Annotated in this window: 15 protein-coding genes, 2 pseudogenes and 1 riboswitch; of the genes and pseudogenes, 15 read left to right on the forward strand and 2 right to left on the reverse strand. The window is 61.9% G+C overall.

The features are described 5' to 3' along the window. The first annotated feature begins 32 nt into the window (after positions 1 to 32). Positions 33 to 121: riboswitch (cyclic di-GMP riboswitch) on the forward strand. A gap of 84 nt (positions 122 to 205) precedes the next feature. The 14 genes from PM3016_RS16205 (at position 206) to PM3016_RS16270 (ending at position 10,254) form a co-directional block, all read left to right on the forward strand. Continuing rightward, complete coding sequence (locus tag PM3016_RS16205) at positions 206 to 547, forward strand: DUF192 domain-containing protein (RefSeq protein WP_013916753.1); 342 nt, start codon at positions 206 to 208, stop codon at positions 545 to 547. A 38-nt stretch (positions 548 to 585) separates the two neighbouring features. Continuing rightward, positions 586 to 768, forward strand: coding sequence for a Flp family type IVb pilin (locus PM3016_RS16210; protein ID WP_013916754.1), 183 nt, complete (start codon positions 586 to 588; stop codon positions 766 to 768). Between the two features lie 206 nt (positions 769 to 974). Beyond that, positions 975 to 1,157: a Flp family type IVb pilin gene (locus PM3016_RS16215; RefSeq protein WP_013916754.1), complete on the forward strand. Its 183-nt coding sequence runs from the start codon at positions 975 to 977 to the stop codon at positions 1,155 to 1,157. Between the two features lie 181 nt (positions 1,158 to 1,338). After that, the gene (locus tag PM3016_RS16220) at positions 1,339 to 1,521 is read left to right on the forward strand and encodes a Flp family type IVb pilin (protein ID WP_013916756.1); all 183 of its coding nucleotides are present in this window, start codon (positions 1,339 to 1,341) and stop codon (positions 1,519 to 1,521) included. Positions 1,522 to 1,702: 181 nt separating this feature from the next. Next, entirely contained in the window at positions 1,703 to 1,885 is a 183-nt protein-coding gene (locus tag PM3016_RS16225; RefSeq protein ID WP_013916756.1) for a Flp family type IVb pilin, read from the forward strand. A gap of 106 nt (positions 1,886 to 1,991) precedes the next feature. After that, a complete protein-coding gene (locus PM3016_RS16230; RefSeq protein ID WP_013916757.1) occupies positions 1,992 to 2,516 on the forward strand; it encodes an A24 family peptidase in 525 nt (174 codons plus the stop codon). After that, positions 2,513 to 2,974 (forward strand): TadE/TadG family type IV pilus assembly protein, encoded by a 462-nt coding sequence (locus PM3016_RS16235; protein WP_013916758.1) that lies wholly within the window; start codon positions 2,513 to 2,515, stop codon positions 2,972 to 2,974. Before PM3016_RS16230 ends, PM3016_RS16235 begins: the two co-directional genes overlap by 4 nt. A gap of 37 nt (positions 2,975 to 3,011) precedes the next feature. Next, positions 3,012 to 3,920: a pilus assembly protein TadG-related protein gene (locus PM3016_RS16240; protein WP_013916759.1), complete on the forward strand. Its 909-nt coding sequence runs from the start codon at positions 3,012 to 3,014 to the stop codon at positions 3,918 to 3,920. Between the two features lie 64 nt (positions 3,921 to 3,984). After that, positions 3,985 to 4,656, forward strand: coding sequence for a Flp pilus assembly protein CpaB (cpaB, locus tag PM3016_RS16245; protein ID WP_013916760.1), 672 nt, complete (start codon positions 3,985 to 3,987; stop codon positions 4,654 to 4,656). A 115-nt stretch (positions 4,657 to 4,771) separates the two neighbouring features. After that, positions 4,772 to 5,632: a CpaE/TadZ family protein gene (locus tag PM3016_RS16250; protein WP_013916761.1), complete on the forward strand. Its 861-nt coding sequence runs from the start codon at positions 4,772 to 4,774 to the stop codon at positions 5,630 to 5,632. Positions 5,633 to 5,683: 51 nt separating this feature from the next. Beyond that, positions 5,684 to 7,114: a TadA family conjugal transfer-associated ATPase gene (locus PM3016_RS16255; protein WP_013916762.1), complete on the forward strand. Its 1,431-nt coding sequence runs from the start codon at positions 5,684 to 5,686 to the stop codon at positions 7,112 to 7,114. Positions 7,115 to 7,116: 2 nt separating this feature from the next. Further along, positions 7,117 to 8,079 carry a type II secretion system F family protein gene (locus PM3016_RS16260; protein WP_013916763.1) on the forward strand — a complete coding sequence of 321 codons (963 nt, stop codon included), beginning with the start codon at positions 7,117 to 7,119 and terminating at the stop codon, positions 8,077 to 8,079. Between the two features lie 4 nt (positions 8,080 to 8,083). Further along, positions 8,084 to 9,025, forward strand: coding sequence for a type II secretion system F family protein (locus PM3016_RS16265; RefSeq protein WP_013916764.1), 942 nt, complete (start codon positions 8,084 to 8,086; stop codon positions 9,023 to 9,025). 143 nt (positions 9,026 to 9,168) lie between these two features. Further along, complete coding sequence (locus tag PM3016_RS16270; RefSeq protein WP_014370163.1) at positions 9,169 to 10,254, forward strand: LysM peptidoglycan-binding domain-containing protein; 1,086 nt, start codon at positions 9,169 to 9,171, stop codon at positions 10,252 to 10,254. A gap of 247 nt (positions 10,255 to 10,501) precedes the next feature. Here PM3016_RS16270 and PM3016_RS16275 read toward each other — a convergent pair whose 3' ends face one another. Then, complete coding sequence (locus PM3016_RS16275; RefSeq protein WP_014370165.1) at positions 10,502 to 11,794, reverse strand: MFS transporter; 1,293 nt, start codon at positions 11,792 to 11,794, stop codon at positions 10,502 to 10,504. A gap of 210 nt (positions 11,795 to 12,004) precedes the next feature. Here PM3016_RS16275 and PM3016_RS16280 point away from each other — a divergent pair. Beyond that, positions 12,005 to 13,462: pseudogene (locus PM3016_RS16280) on the forward strand (DNA topoisomerase); the annotation flags it as partial. On the opposite strand, the pseudogene PM3016_RS41385 reads toward PM3016_RS16280, so the two are convergent. After that, a pseudogene (locus PM3016_RS41385) lies at positions 13,463 to 14,074 on the reverse strand (GT-D fold domain-containing protein); the annotation flags it as partial. Position 14,075: the final 1 nt, after the last annotated feature.

Consider the following 14,075-nt stretch of genomic DNA (forward strand, 5'->3'; position numbering starts at 1 on the left):
ATCAAACGAGTTCGACGACAAAATTCGCCGAATCTCGATAAAGGCAAACCTGGTGAAAACCAGCGACGCAAAGCTACAGGGGCTACAGCGACAAGGTGCGCTATGCCAGCCAGCTACCGAAAGATGACGGGGTACATAGATGTTTCCCATCCCTCCTTTCGGCTGAAGCAGGGATATTTTGTATGAAAAGGAGGCGAAATCCAAGATGAAGCTGGTGAATCTCGAGACGGGAGAAATCCTGGCGTGGGAACTGCGTACAGCGAAAACCTTCATGCAGAGGCTGCGCGGCCTGATGTTCTCGAAAGAGCTGCCGGAGGGCACCGGCCTTCATATCCGTCCCTGCCGCTCAATCCATACTTTCTTTATGCGTTACGCCATCGATGTGCTGTATTTGGACGAGAACGATACCATTGTGGGCATGCAGGAGAAGCTGCCCCCGGGCCGGGTCGGGCCGCTGGTCCCCCGCGCCGTATCGGTCATCGAGCTTCCTGCGGGAAGTCTGGGCCTGACGCGGACGAAGCATGGACAAGCCGTAGTTTTGCTCTAACCACCTAAACCTTACACCCCAAAGGAGAGAGACACACCATGATGAACAAACTGAGAGCACTCGTAACCGAAGAACAGGGACAAGGCATGACGGAATACGGATTGGTCCTCGGGCTGATCGCCGTAGCGGTCGTCGCGACACTGGTGATGCTGCGTACGGAAATCACGAACATTTTCACTGACGCGCTGAACACGGTCCAGAGCCGCAACACCACGCCGTAACCTCTTCGGAAGCGGAATCAAGTTCTGAAGACCTCAGGCGCAGGGAACCGGAAGCTGCCTAAAGCCAAGCGGACTCCCCATAATGCAGGCAGCCTGCCGCCAACAAAAGTCGGAATTTTCAAACTATAAATCGGATCGGATCATTCGGCCCTTCCGGCACCAATCGATCGATACTCCAAACCAACACCACAAAGGAGACATACACCATGATGAACAAACTGAGAGCACTGGTAACCGAAGAACAGGGACAAGGCATGACGGAGTACGGTTTGGTCCTCGGGCTGATCGCCGTAGCGGTCGTCGCGACACTGGTCATGCTGCGTACGGAGATTACGAACATTTTCACCGACGCGCTGAACACGGTCCAAAGCCGCAACACTACGCCCTAATCGGTCCAGGGCTGCCGCTCCAGAGCAGGGAACCGGCGAAGGGCGGCCCCAGCACCTCCGGCCCTCCCGGCAGCGGACTGTCACTAATCATCGGAATTTTCAAACGACACCACCCGAGCGGGCGGCCAATTCAACCGCCCTTACCACCTAACCTACCCATTCAAAGGAGAGACATAACATCATGATGAACAAACTGAGAGCACTCGTAACGGAAGAAAAGGGACAAGGCATGACGGAGTACGGTCTGGTCCTCGGACTGATTGCTGTAGCCGTGGTCGCCACGCTGGTGATGCTGCGTACGGAAATCACGAACATTTTCACCGACGCGCTGAACACGGTTCAAAGCCGCAGCGAGACGCCATAAACGGCGAGACAGAGGGCGCACCCGCACACTCTTAGGGGGAGCCGCAGCGGCTCCCCGACATATGGCAGCCCAGGTTGACGGCAAACATAGACCGAAGCCAGGCTTGTTGGAACCGCTTCCCACGGCCGCAAAGCGGAGGAACACACCTACACCCTACCCATTCAAAGGAGAGACCGACATCATGATGAACAAACTGAGAGCACTCGTAACGGAAGAAAAGGGACAGGGCATGACGGAGTACGGTCTGGTCCTCGGACTGATCGCCGTAGCCGTGGTCGCTACACTGGTGATGCTGCGTACCGAGATCACGAACATTTTTACCGACGCGCTGAACACGGTTCAAAGCCGCAGCGAGACGCCATAATCGGGCGGCGCACACGGCAGCCTGCGGTTCGTACCCGGATTCGCAGGCTCCGGTGTTTCCCGGAGGGAGTCACCTCCGGCAGTACATAACGAAAGAGGGGAGCCTTATGCTGATCGACGCCGTGCTGCTCGTTATTTTGGCGGTATGCACAGTCACGGATATCCGAACACGCAAAATTTACAACAAAGTCATCGGTCCCGGCCTGCTGGCCGCACTGGGACTGCAGGCAGCGGAGGGCGGCTGGAGCGGGGTTCTCGGTGCCGGTATCGGCTTCGCCGCCGGCCTCGGCATTCTGCTGATTCCCTACATCTTGGGCGGTATGGGAGCAGGCGACGTCAAGCTCCTGGCGCTGGTCGGCGCCTTCAAGGGAGCGGCCTTCGTCGGGATGGCCGCCGTGTACATGGCGCTGCTGGGCGGGGCGATGGCCCTGTGCCTGCTTCTGCTGCGACGGGGCTGGAAGGAGAGGGCGCGCAGCCTCTGGGCAGCCATGGTCTCGGTGCGCTCGGGCCTCGGACTGCCCGCCGCGCAGCCCCTGCCTGGCGGGGCGGCAGCACTCACGTATCCGTACGGTCCGGCGATTGCCGGCGGCTGCCTCCTCTGCTACCTGGCGAGAGGATGGGGGATCGGATGAAGCGGATGAAGGAGGATGGGGAGCGGAGCGGTACGGGGGGCAGGCAGCGGGGGCGTACCGCTCTCCGCAGGCACCGGCTGCTCCGGGAGGAGCACGGCCAGTCCTTGACGGAGCTGGCCCTGATGCTCCCGCTCCTGCTGCTGCTGGTCTGCGGCGTCGTGGATTTCGGCCGCGTGCTGTATGCCTACCTGCACCTGAACCTTGCGGCGCAGGAGACGGTCCGCCTCGGGGGGCTGGGCCGCAGCGATGCGGAGATCACCGCGTTCGCCCGCAGTTACGTTCATCTGGGCGGAGCGGAGTCGCTGGTGGTGACCATTGCTCCCCTGCAGGCGCAGCGCCGGTCCGGCGAGTATATCAAAGTTACCTTAAGCTATCCGGTAGGGTACATCACCCCGCTTGTGGGAGGGCTGCTGCCGGCGCCGGTTGTGGCGGCGGATTCAACCATACGGGTGGAGTGAGACATAAGACAAAGCCAACAAGGAAGGGGGAAGAGTCATGGGAAGACGTTTCCTCGGGGAACAGCAGGGCAGCGCGCTGGTCCTCGCCGCCTTGATGCTGGCGGTGCTGCTTGGCGCAGCGGGCCTGGTCATCGACGGGGGGACGGTCTACGTGCAGAAGAGCCGGCTGCAGAAAGCCGCTAATGCGGCGGCGCTGTCGGGGGCTCAGGAGCTGACGGGCGCGCAGGCCGCGGTGAACGGGGTCGTCCGGGAGGTGCTGCTCCGGCACGGAGAGGAGCCGTCCCTCGTGTCTTCGCAGGTCGAGCTTGGCCGCAAGGTGACGGTGTCGCTCCGCCGGGAGGTGAAGCTCGGCTTCTCCGGGCTGTTCGGGCGGGAATCCGCACCGGTGGAAGCCCGGGCCGCGGCGGAGATCCTGACGATGGGCGAAGCGGCCGGAGCCGCACCCCTCGGGATTGACGAGAGCATCCCGCTCGAATTCGGCCGCCAGTACCGGCTGAAGGTCGACCAGACGGAAGTCAGCTACGGCAACTTCGGGGTTCTGGCGCTGGGAGGCACCGGGGCGGCGACATACGAGGATAATCTGAAGTACGGCTACAAGAAAGCGCTCAAGGTCGGCGATATCATCGAGACGCAGACGGGCAATATCGCGGACAAGACGCGGGGGGGCGTCAACGAGAGGATCAACAGCTGCCCCTACCCGGACGGGGATTATTCCCACCGGGACTGCACCCGGATTATCCTGATCCCGGTGTACAAGCCCTACGCCCAGACGTCCAGCCAGCTCAAGCAGGTGGAAATCAAGGGGTTCGCCTACTTCTATATCTCGAAGCCGATGGCTCCCAAGGACACCTATATCGACGGGATCTTCATCCAGCGGGCCGGTACCGGGATCGCTGCGCCGGGAGCCGTCTCCCGGGGAGCTTATGCGATCCGGCTGACAGAGTAAAGGGCGGCATCGTGGGTGGTGAATAAGACGGACAGAGGAACGGACAAAGGAGAGGACAGACATCATGAGATCCAAGCTGATTATGGCCGCGGCCCTGGTCATGGGGCTGTGCACGACCTTCTTATTTTTCAATTATATGAAGAAATTCGATACCGCGGCCGCCGTTCAGGCGTCCATGGTGGAGGTGGTGGCCGTGAAGGCCGCCGTCAAAAAGAACCAGGTGCTGGATGCCTCGCAGCTGGAGCTCGTGCAGGTGCCGGAGCTCGGTCTGCATCCGCAGGCCGTACGAATGCTGGCGGAGGCCGAGGGCAAGCTGGCCGGCGGGGAGCTGGCTGCGGGCGAAGTACTGCTCGCCCATCACCTGACCGGAGGCCGCGTGGAATCGCTGTTCGTCTCCCGCAAGGTGCAGGAAGGCTTCCGCGGCGTCTCGGTCGGCGTCAACTTCGTCCAGTCGGTCTCGAATCTGATCGAACCGGAAGACATGGTCGATGTGGTGTTCACGCCGGCGGACAAGGGTACGGGGCCTGTGGCCTCCATCACGCTGCTGGAGAATGTGCGTGTGCTGGCGGTAGGCCGCCGGATGGTCGAGGCCGACAAGGATACGCCGTATGCGGAATACAGTGCGGTCACGCTGGAAGTGAAGGCGGCGGATACCGTCAAGCTGGTTCAAGCGGATGAGCTCGGCACCGTTTCGCTGGTGCTGCGCGGCCGTGCGGTGCAGGCGGGCTCGCCGTAAAGCGAACGGGCATACAAGCGCTGGAGCGAATACACGTTAGAACGATCGGAGCTCCGGGCGGCTGCCCGGAGGGATGCAGCGATAGAAGGATGGATGGAAGGAAGGGGGAGTCCGAATGGAACAGCGGGACAACGGTCCGGGTGCGGACCAGGCCCCGGTTACGAAGCGGGGGGAGATCATCGCGGTGGCCGGGGCCAAAGGCGGCATCGGACGCACGGTGATGACGGTCAATCTGGCCGCGGCGCTGGCGAAGAATACCCGGCTGCAGGTGGCCGTATTGGACGGAGACCTGCAGTTCGGAGATGTGGGCCTGGCGATGGATCTGCAGCCGACCTTCACGATCAAGGACGTGGCCGAGGGCATCGCCACGATGGACGGCTTCACGCTCTCGAGCTATCTCAGCCGGCACGGCAGCGGGGTGCGCGTCATGGCGGCGCCCGAGCGGCCGGAGCAGGCGGACCTCGTTACACCGCATGCGGTCGAGCGGATTGCCCTGATGCTGGCCGCTCAGCATGATTACCTGCTGGTCGACACGGGGGTAGGCCTGCAGGAGCAGACGCTCCAGTTCATCGAGAAGGCGGACCAGGTGTTCGTGCTGACGACGCTGGAGATGGTGGCGATCAAGAACACGAAGCTGATGCTCGAGACGATGGAGATGCTGGGCCTGCGCGACAAGGTCCAGGTGGTGGTCAACCGGGCGACGATGGAGAGTGTGATCAAGGCGGGGGACGTGCCGGACATCCTCGGGGTGGAGACGGCGTACTATGTGCCGAACGACTTCGGCATGGTGTCCCAGTCGCTCAATCTCGGCATTCCCTTCGTGCTGAACCAGACCAAGAGCGAGCTGGCCAAGGCCGTATACAAAATGGCCGAGCAGCTCATCGCCAGACGCGAAATTTCGCATTTCAAGCCGAAGCCGCAGTCGCTGCTGCAATCGCTGCTGCAGAAGACGAAGGGGCCGGCATCGTTCTTTTAATGAAAGGCAATCGATTCTTCTCATTTCAACCATGACTAAGGAGGCCGTGTGATGAGTTTGATGGACCGGATTCAGGCCAAGGCCAAGGAGGCGCAGGCCCAGGGGGAAGGCGCTCCGGAGGAAGCGTTCGAGACGCAGCCGCCGAAGCCGCCGAAGAAAGATCCGATCGCCGCGTTCCGCGAGTCCCGCCGGACCGGTGAAGGCAGCCCGAGCCGCGAGCAGCGGTCTCAGCCGACGAAGCACCAGGAGCTCAAGAACCGGCTCTACAAGCAGGTGCTCAGCGAGCTGAAAGACGACGATGTCGAGTCGGTGATCGGCAAGCTCGACGCGATGGCTGTCGAGATTCTGAAGGAGGATGAGTCGTTCCGGGGCCGGATCGACCGCAAGAAGGTCATCGACGAGCTCGTCAACGACCTGACGGGCTTCGGACCCATCAATCCGCTGCTGCTCGACGACGAGGTCAGCGAAGTGATGGTCAACGGGCCGAACCAGGTATACGTGGAGCGGAGCGGCCGGCTGGAGCTGACCCATGTGCAGTTCAGGGATGACGAGCATGTCATGAGCGTCATCGACAAGATCGTCGCACCGATCGGCCGACGCATCGACGAGAGCTCGCCGATGGTCGACGCGCGTCTGCCCGACGGCTCCCGCGTGAACGTGATCATTCCGCCGCTGGCGCTCAAAGGGCCGACGATCACGATCCGGAAGTTCTCGAAGGATCCGTATACGATCGAGGACCTCATCGGCTTCGGCACGGTGAGCCGCGAGATGGCCATCTTCCTCGACGCCTGCGTCAAGGCGCGGCTGAACATGTTCGTCAGCGGCGGCACGGGCTCGGGCAAGACGACGACGCTCAACGTGCTCTCCTCGTTCATCCCGAGCGACGAGCGGATCGTGACGATCGAGGATGCCGCCGAGCTGCAGCTCTCCCAGGAGCATGTCGTCTCGCTGGAATCCCGCCCGCCGAACATCGAGGGCAAGGGCGGCATCACGATCCGTGATCTCGTTCGCAACTCGCTGCGGATGCGCCCCGAGCGCATCGTCATCGGCGAGGTGCGCGGCGGCGAAGCGCTGGACATGCTGCAGGCGATGAATACGGGCCACGACGGGTCGCTGGCGACCGGACACTCGAACTCCCCGCGGGATATGATCTCGAGGCTGGAGACGATGGTGCTCATGGCCGGGATCGACCTGCCGGTGAAGGCGATCCGCGAGCAGATTGCCGGGGCGATCGACGTGATCATCCAGCAGTCCCGGCTCAAGGACGGCTCGCGCAAAATCACGAACATCACCGAGGTGCAGGGGATGGAGGGCGATGTCATCGTCCTGCAGGACATCTTCATCTACCGGCAGACCGGCGTCAGCGACGAGGGACGGATGATCGGCCGTCTGGTGCCGACGGGTGTGCGCCCGAAGTTCTACGAACGCCTCGAAGCCTCGGGCATCTACATCCCGCCGACAGTCTTTATTGAGGAGGAATGACGATGAAATGGCTCATTGTGCTTTTTTTCGCCCTCTCGTCCTTCCTGCTGTTTGCCGGGCTCCTGCAGACGCTCTTCCTCTCGGACCGCAAGCTGAAGGGACGGATCCGCCGTTACCTGGCCCTCAATGACAAGCGGAAGCTCGGCCGCCGCCAGTTCGGTCTTCTCGTGCAGCTGCAGCTCTACAAGCAGGCGGTCAAGGAGAACGTGCTCACAAAGAAAAAGAACGACCGGCTTGAGGATATGCTGGGCCGTGCGGGGCTGACCCTTCGTCCGGAGGAGTACATCCTCCTGCAGTGGGTCGCGATGGCGCTGCTCGGCGGCCTGCTCCTGCTGGTGACCGGCAGCCTGCCGGGCCTGCTGCTTGGGGTGCTCCTGGGGTATCTGGCACCGAAGCGGGTGGTGAAGAGCAAGGAGCAGGAGCGGATCACCCGGTTCAACGACGGACTGCAGGACATGATCACGACGATCATCGGCTCGCTGAGGGCGGGCTTCTCGTTCGCCCAGGCGCTGAAGACGGTGGTCGACGAATCCGAGGACCCGATCCGCAGCGAGATGGAGATCGTGCTGAAGGAGATGCAGTACGGCACGACCATGGAGGAGGCGCTCCTGCGGCTCAAGGAGCGGATGCCGAGCGCGGACCTCGATCTCATGATCCAGTGCATCCTGATCCAGCGACAGGTGGGCGGCAATCTGGCCGTCGTGCTCGAGACGATCGTGCAGACGATCCGCGACCGGAGCAAGATCCAGCGCCAGATCCGCACCCTGACGGCGCAGGGGCGCCTCTCAGGCCTCGTGATCGGCCTGCTGCCGGTGGTGCTCGGCGTGCTGATTTATTTTATCGAGCCGGATTACATCGGCTCGCTGTTCCACCACCCGGTGGGCCTCCTGATGGTAGGCGCGGGCGTCTTCTCGGGAATCATCGGCTTTATCTTCATCCGCAAAATGACGACGATCGAGGTGTAGACCCATGGTGTTTCTGAGCTTTTTTCTTACCGTTACCTTAAGCGTCTACGCGCTCTTCGTTATATGGGAGCAGCGCCGTGGGCAGGTGCGGCGCCGTCTGGCGATGATTACCTCGGAAGGCGAACCGGCGGTTGACGCCATCCTGGAGAGCGGGCCCCCTGAGCGCGGCAGCCCGGCCCGGTCCGCTCTTCTGGCTTCCTTCGCCAAGAAGGGCTGGGTGCTGGCTAAGCGCCGCTTCGGGCGCCGGATGACGGAGGCGCAGGCGACCCGCCTGGAGATGAGGCTGCTGCAGGCCGGAAGGCCCTTCGGCATGGGGACGCTCGAGTTCCGCATGCTGCAGCTGGTGCTCTATGTGCTGCTGCCCACGCTCTTCGGGCTGTACGGGGCGCTGATCGGCGCCGGCTTCGGGGGCACCGTGCTCTTCGCCGGCATGGGACTCGCCGGAGCGGGCATGCTGCCGCCGTATTACCTGCGGCTGAAGACCAAGCAGCGGCTGCGCCTCTCCCTCCGCGAGCTGCCCGACGTGCTTGACATGCTCACCGTGTCGCTGGAAGCCGGGCTCGGCTTCGATGCCGCGCTGAGCAAGCTCGTCGCGAAGTCCGACGGCGTGCTGCCAGGCGAGTTCCGCTACTGCCTTGAGGAGATCCGCCTCGGCAAGACACGGCGTGAAGCGCTGAGCGGCGTGCGCGACCGGCTTCCGCTCGACGAGCTGCGCGTGCTCATCTCCTCGATCCTGCAGGCGGAGAAGCTCGGGATCGGGATGGTGCAGGTGCTCCGCGTGCAGTCGCACGAGGTGCGCGAACAGCGCAAGCAGCGGGCGGAGGAAGAGGCGATGAAGGCGCCGATCAAGATGCTGTTTCCGCTCATCCTGTTCATCTTTCCTTCGCTGTTCATCGTGCTGCTGGGACCGGCCGTCATCCAGTTCATCGAAGCGTTCTCGAAGTAACCTTTTGGCTCCGGCTTCCGGGGAGGGACTGCGCCTTGGGCTTATGGGCGGCCTCCTGTTCTGGTAAGAAACTCCTCTTATAGTTTCTGGTAAATGGAGGAACAGTAACCGGAGAGACCGGAGACAAAAGGGAGGAAGCGAGTGTGTTTCGAAGCATGAGAAAGCGGATTCTGGCCGCAGCCGTCCTGATCTCCATTTGTTCCGCCGCGGGGAGCGTATCGGCCAAAAGCCCGACCGTGCCCCTAAGGGATGTGTTCGAGGCGATGGGCGCCAAAGTCACCTGGACGGCGGCGAGCGGCAGGATCGAGATCCAGCGCGACGAAGTGACACTGCGGTTTCAGACCGGATCGGCTACCGCCTACAAGAATGGGGTGGCGGTCGCCATGGATACGCCGGTGGCGATCAGCCCATCGGGCAAAGCGATGATCTCGGCCTATGCCGTCTACCCGCTGGCTAAGAACTACAAGAAGGAGCGCCATTATTTGGTTCAGAAGGGCGATTCGTTGTGGAGCGTCTCGCGCAAATACGGCGTGACGATCTCCCAGCTCAAGACCTGGAACGGGCTGAAAAGCGACGTCATCGTGCCGGGGCAGCATCTGACGACGGTAAGTCCGTGGTACACCGTGCAGCGGGGCGACACGCTCTATTCGATCTCGGGGAAGACGGAGACGTCGATCGCCGCGCTGAAGAAGGCGAACGGTCTGACGAGCGACCGGCTGAGCGAGGGCCAGAAGCTGACCATCCCTGCCGCACCGTCGGTGTCCGCTCCGCCCATGCTCGTCGAAGGGACGTTCCCGCTGATCGGCCGCACCTATCTTCCTTTCACGGATACCTACGGGGATGCCCGCATGTTCTCGCTCGGCCAGACCTCAAGGGTGCATGAAGGCAACGATATGGAGGCAGGCACCGGAGTGCCGGTCTTCTCGGCTTGGGACGGCAAGGTGATCCGCAAAGGGTGGAACACGTACGGGGGCTGGAGGCTGACGATCGAGGCCGATAACGGCATTGCGATGTATTACGCGCACCTGTCCGGCTATGCGGACGGCATCGCACTGGGGAGCCGGGTGAAGCGGGAGCAGCTTATCGGATACGTCGGTTCCACAGGCTACGGGCCGGAGGGGACCTCCGGCAAGTTCATTTCCCACCTGCACTTCGGCATGTACGATACGAACGTGTCCTGGAAGCCGCTCAACCCGTATCCGTATCTGAAATGGTGGGAGACACGGTAAGCGCAGGAGATCTGGATGCAGCCGCTGTCCGCGGTCCTTTGGGGGGTCGGGGGAAGCGGCTTTTTTGCTGTGGGTTTACAAGGAATTGAGAAGCGGTTGGAAGTCGATGAAGCCGGGGGTGTCGGGGAGGAGCCGCAGGTTTCCAAGCAGCCGTCGGAAAAAAGGTCCTCTTGCGCCTACCTGTGAGGAGAGAGCGGAAGAGGGCAGGAACAGGCTGGAAAGCCCGTCTCTGCCCTTCTCGTCGTCCTCATGCGGAGGATGCTTCCTCTGCGGCCGGAACCGGTGCAGCGGGGACAGCCGCATCCTCCCGGTACTGCCGGGGAAGCACGGCAAGATAGTAGAGGCCGGTCACCACAAAGCAGCCGCCTACGATCAGGAACAGTCCCTCGATGCCGATCCGGGAAGGGAAGAAGAGGGCGATGAGGCCGAGCGTCACTGACTGGGTAAGCATCATCAGAGGACCGATCCAGCCTTGGACGCGCCCCATCCGCCCCGGGTCGACAATGCGCGGGAGCCAGCCGCCCAGGCCGATATTCACGGCGGGCAGGGTGAAGGCGACGATGAAGCTGAGGCCATAAAAATACGGGATGGACGTGACCCATCCGGACAATCCGAGCAGGAGGCCGCTGCTCACCAGTCCTCCGATAATCAGATGATACGGCCTGCACTTCGCCGCAAGGACGGATGCGGCCACACTGCCGAGGAGCAGGCCGGTCCCGAAGAGGATACCGAGCCATACGGCATGCTCCTCGTAGGTTTGGGGCGCGAGCTTGTACTTCAGGATAAAGACCGGCATGACGCTCATGCCGCCGTTAATGATGCCGAAGACGGCAAAGCCCGCGACGAGCATGGCGAGGAGCTTGTGCCCGAGAATGTACCGGAGCCCGTCCGCGAAGTCGGAGACGATCACCCGGAAGTTCAGCTGCCTCCACGTATGGCGGCCGTTCGGCAGGCGGACGGCTTCCCCGATCCGGCAGGAGCGGATGAGCAGTCCGGACACGGCGAAGGAGACCGCATCGAGAAGCAGGGCGCCCGTAATGCCGAGCTTCCAGTAGGCCGCGGCGCCAAGAGCGGTGCCGAACAGCAGGAACAGGCTCCCCATCATCTGGTTGAGACCGGCGGCTACGCTGTAGTCTTTGTCAGTCAGAACGCCCTGCACCAACGCTTGTTCGGCCGGAAAGAAGAACCGGGAGACGGCGCTTCGGATGAACAGCACGGCGAAGATCAGCGGCACCCAATCCCACTGCACCATCGCGAGCAGGGCAAGGGACAGCACGGCGTTGATCCAGTCGCAGTTCGCGGCAATCTTTTGGCGGTCCATCCGGTCGGCCAGCACGCCGACGAAGAAGAAGACGGACAAGGCGGGAAGGGACTGCATCAGCTCGGAGAGCGTCGCATAGAAGGGCTGGCCCGAGAAGCGGTCAAGCAGATAGAACATGAAAGCCGTGAGCCCGATCACGCTCCCCATCTGGGAGGAGAATGCGGCAAGCAGAAGATTGCGGTAATTCGGGATGCGGAGCACTTCGAACAGCGGTTTCATCGGTACCTCTCCTTTTTCTAGTCGGACAGTTCAATGGTAATATATGTAACAACAAAAGTCGAATGGAAAATGGGTAAAGATCTAGTAGGCGCTTGGCGGCGTTTATCTCAGAAATGCATTTCTTTTTGTTCCCGAAGTCTGTAAAATAGACAGGCGGTCTGAGATAGGCCTGCGCCAAGCTTTAGGATGGACTGAAGGAGCGATACACTGTTGAAGACACTCATCATTGCGGAAAAGCCCGACATGGGCCGGAACATTGCGGCCGCAATCGATCCCAAAGCCAAAAACCAGCGGACTTATATTGAAGGAGAACAATATATCATTACTTGGGCGATCGGCCATCTGATCGGTTTGGCGGAGCCGGATGCTTACGATGACAGGTACAAGAAGTGGAATCTCGGCGATCTGCCGATCATTCCGGAGCAGTTCAAGCTCGTCCCGAATGCCAAAACGAAGGATCAGCTCAAGGTGATCGCGGAGCTGGCGAAACGCTGCTCCCATCTCGTCAACGCCTGCGACGCCGGGCGGGAGGGGCAGCATATTTTCTCGCTGATCCAGCGGCATCTGAAGCTGAAGCAGCCGGTGAAGCGGCTGTGGATCTCCGACCTGACGCCGGAGACGATCCGCAGGGGCTTCGCCGAGCTCAAGGAGGGGGCGGATTTCGAGCCGCTTACCCGGGCGGCGAAGGCGCGCAGCGAAGCGGACTGGCTCATCGGGATGAACGGGTCGCGCGCGTTCACGACCAAGCACAAGGAGCTGCTGTCGGTGGGGCGGGTGCAGACCCCGGTGCTCGCGCTGCTGTATGACCGCCAGAAAGAAATCGAAGCGTTCCAGTCGAACAAGTACTACGAGGTGGAAGCCTGGTTCGAGCAGGGCGAGACCCTCTACCGCGGCCTCTGGCAGGGGGAGCGGCTCACGGACGGCGAGAAGGCGAAGGCGCTCGCCGAGAAGGTGAAGGGCAAACGCGGGCGGGTCGAGAGCTACGAAGTCAAGGATACGAAGGAGTATCCGTTCAAGCTCTATGACCTGACGCTGCTGCAGCGGGAAGCCAATGCGAAGTTCGGCTTCTCCGCGAAGAAGACGCTGGATCTGGCGCAGACGCTCTACGAGAAGCACAAGGCGATCTCGTACCCGCGGACGAACTCCAACTATGTCACGGAGCAGAACATCCCGGAGATGCACCGGGCGCTCGACCAGCTGGCGAAGACGGATTACCGGGGACTGGTCGAAGGGGCGGACAAGAAGTTTGTGCATAAGAATAACAAGGCGGTCTGCAATCCTTCCAAGGTCGAAGACCACCATGCGATTCTGCCGACCCACAAGACGCCGGGGGCGCTGCCTCCGGATGAAGCGAAGCTGTACGACCTCATCGTCCGGCGGTTCCTGTCGCAGTTCTATCCGGCCGCTTCCTATAAAATGCATACCGTGCTGACGGCGGCGGAGGGGGAGCGTTTCAAGAGCACGATCAAGCAGCTGCTCGACCTCGGCTGGAAGGTCATCTATGCCGACCAGAAGAAGGAGAAGCCGACCGGTAGGGGCAAGGGTAAGGCGGACGGCAAGGAGGACGACGAGGAGTCGGCGGAGGAGGAAGTCCAGACGCCGTTTACTCTCGATAGCCGTGCGGCCGAGCCGCCGGGCGATCCGCGGGCAGAGGATCCGCCCGGGCACGCTGGCGCCGACGAGCACGAGCTGGTAGCTGCCCTTGTGGCGGGCAAGCGTACGGTAGGCGGCGGCCAATCCGCCGTAATTGTCGAGCGGCACGGTCAGCGCTACGCGGATGCCGTGGCGGCGCAGCTCTTTGGCGGCAGCCGGTGCAGCGCGCCCGACGAGAGCGACCTTGTAGCTGCGGAGCAGCCGGTGGATCATGCCGCGCTCATAGAGCTGGTCATTGATGAAAGAATCGACTATGACCGGAGGCCGCCAGCCCGAACGCTTCATGAAGAGGGAGATATACTTCATGGAGCTCTCATAATGGGAGAGTCCGACGATATTCGAGGAGCGGACGGCCTGCACGAGCTCCATGCGCAGCTTCTTCGGCGGCGGAAGCGGGATGCCGAGGAAGTCGGAGACGTAATTGAGCGACTTGACATTGCGCCCGGAGAGCAGCTTGGCCATGACATCCCCAAGCCGGATGACCGAGATGGCCTTGTGACGGTCGATCGACCGCCGGATGGCCTTGTATACCCCTACAGGACCGGCTGTTTTGCGGCCAAAATGCTTCTCGATGGTCCTAACCCTCTGCCTGCTGCTTAGCATAATATACAAAACACCCCTTCGCATG

It is taken from the genome of Paenibacillus mucilaginosus 3016 (assembly GCF_000250655.1).
Classification (GTDB): domain Bacteria; phylum Bacillota; class Bacilli; order Paenibacillales; family NBRC-103111; genus Paenibacillus_G; species Paenibacillus_G mucilaginosus.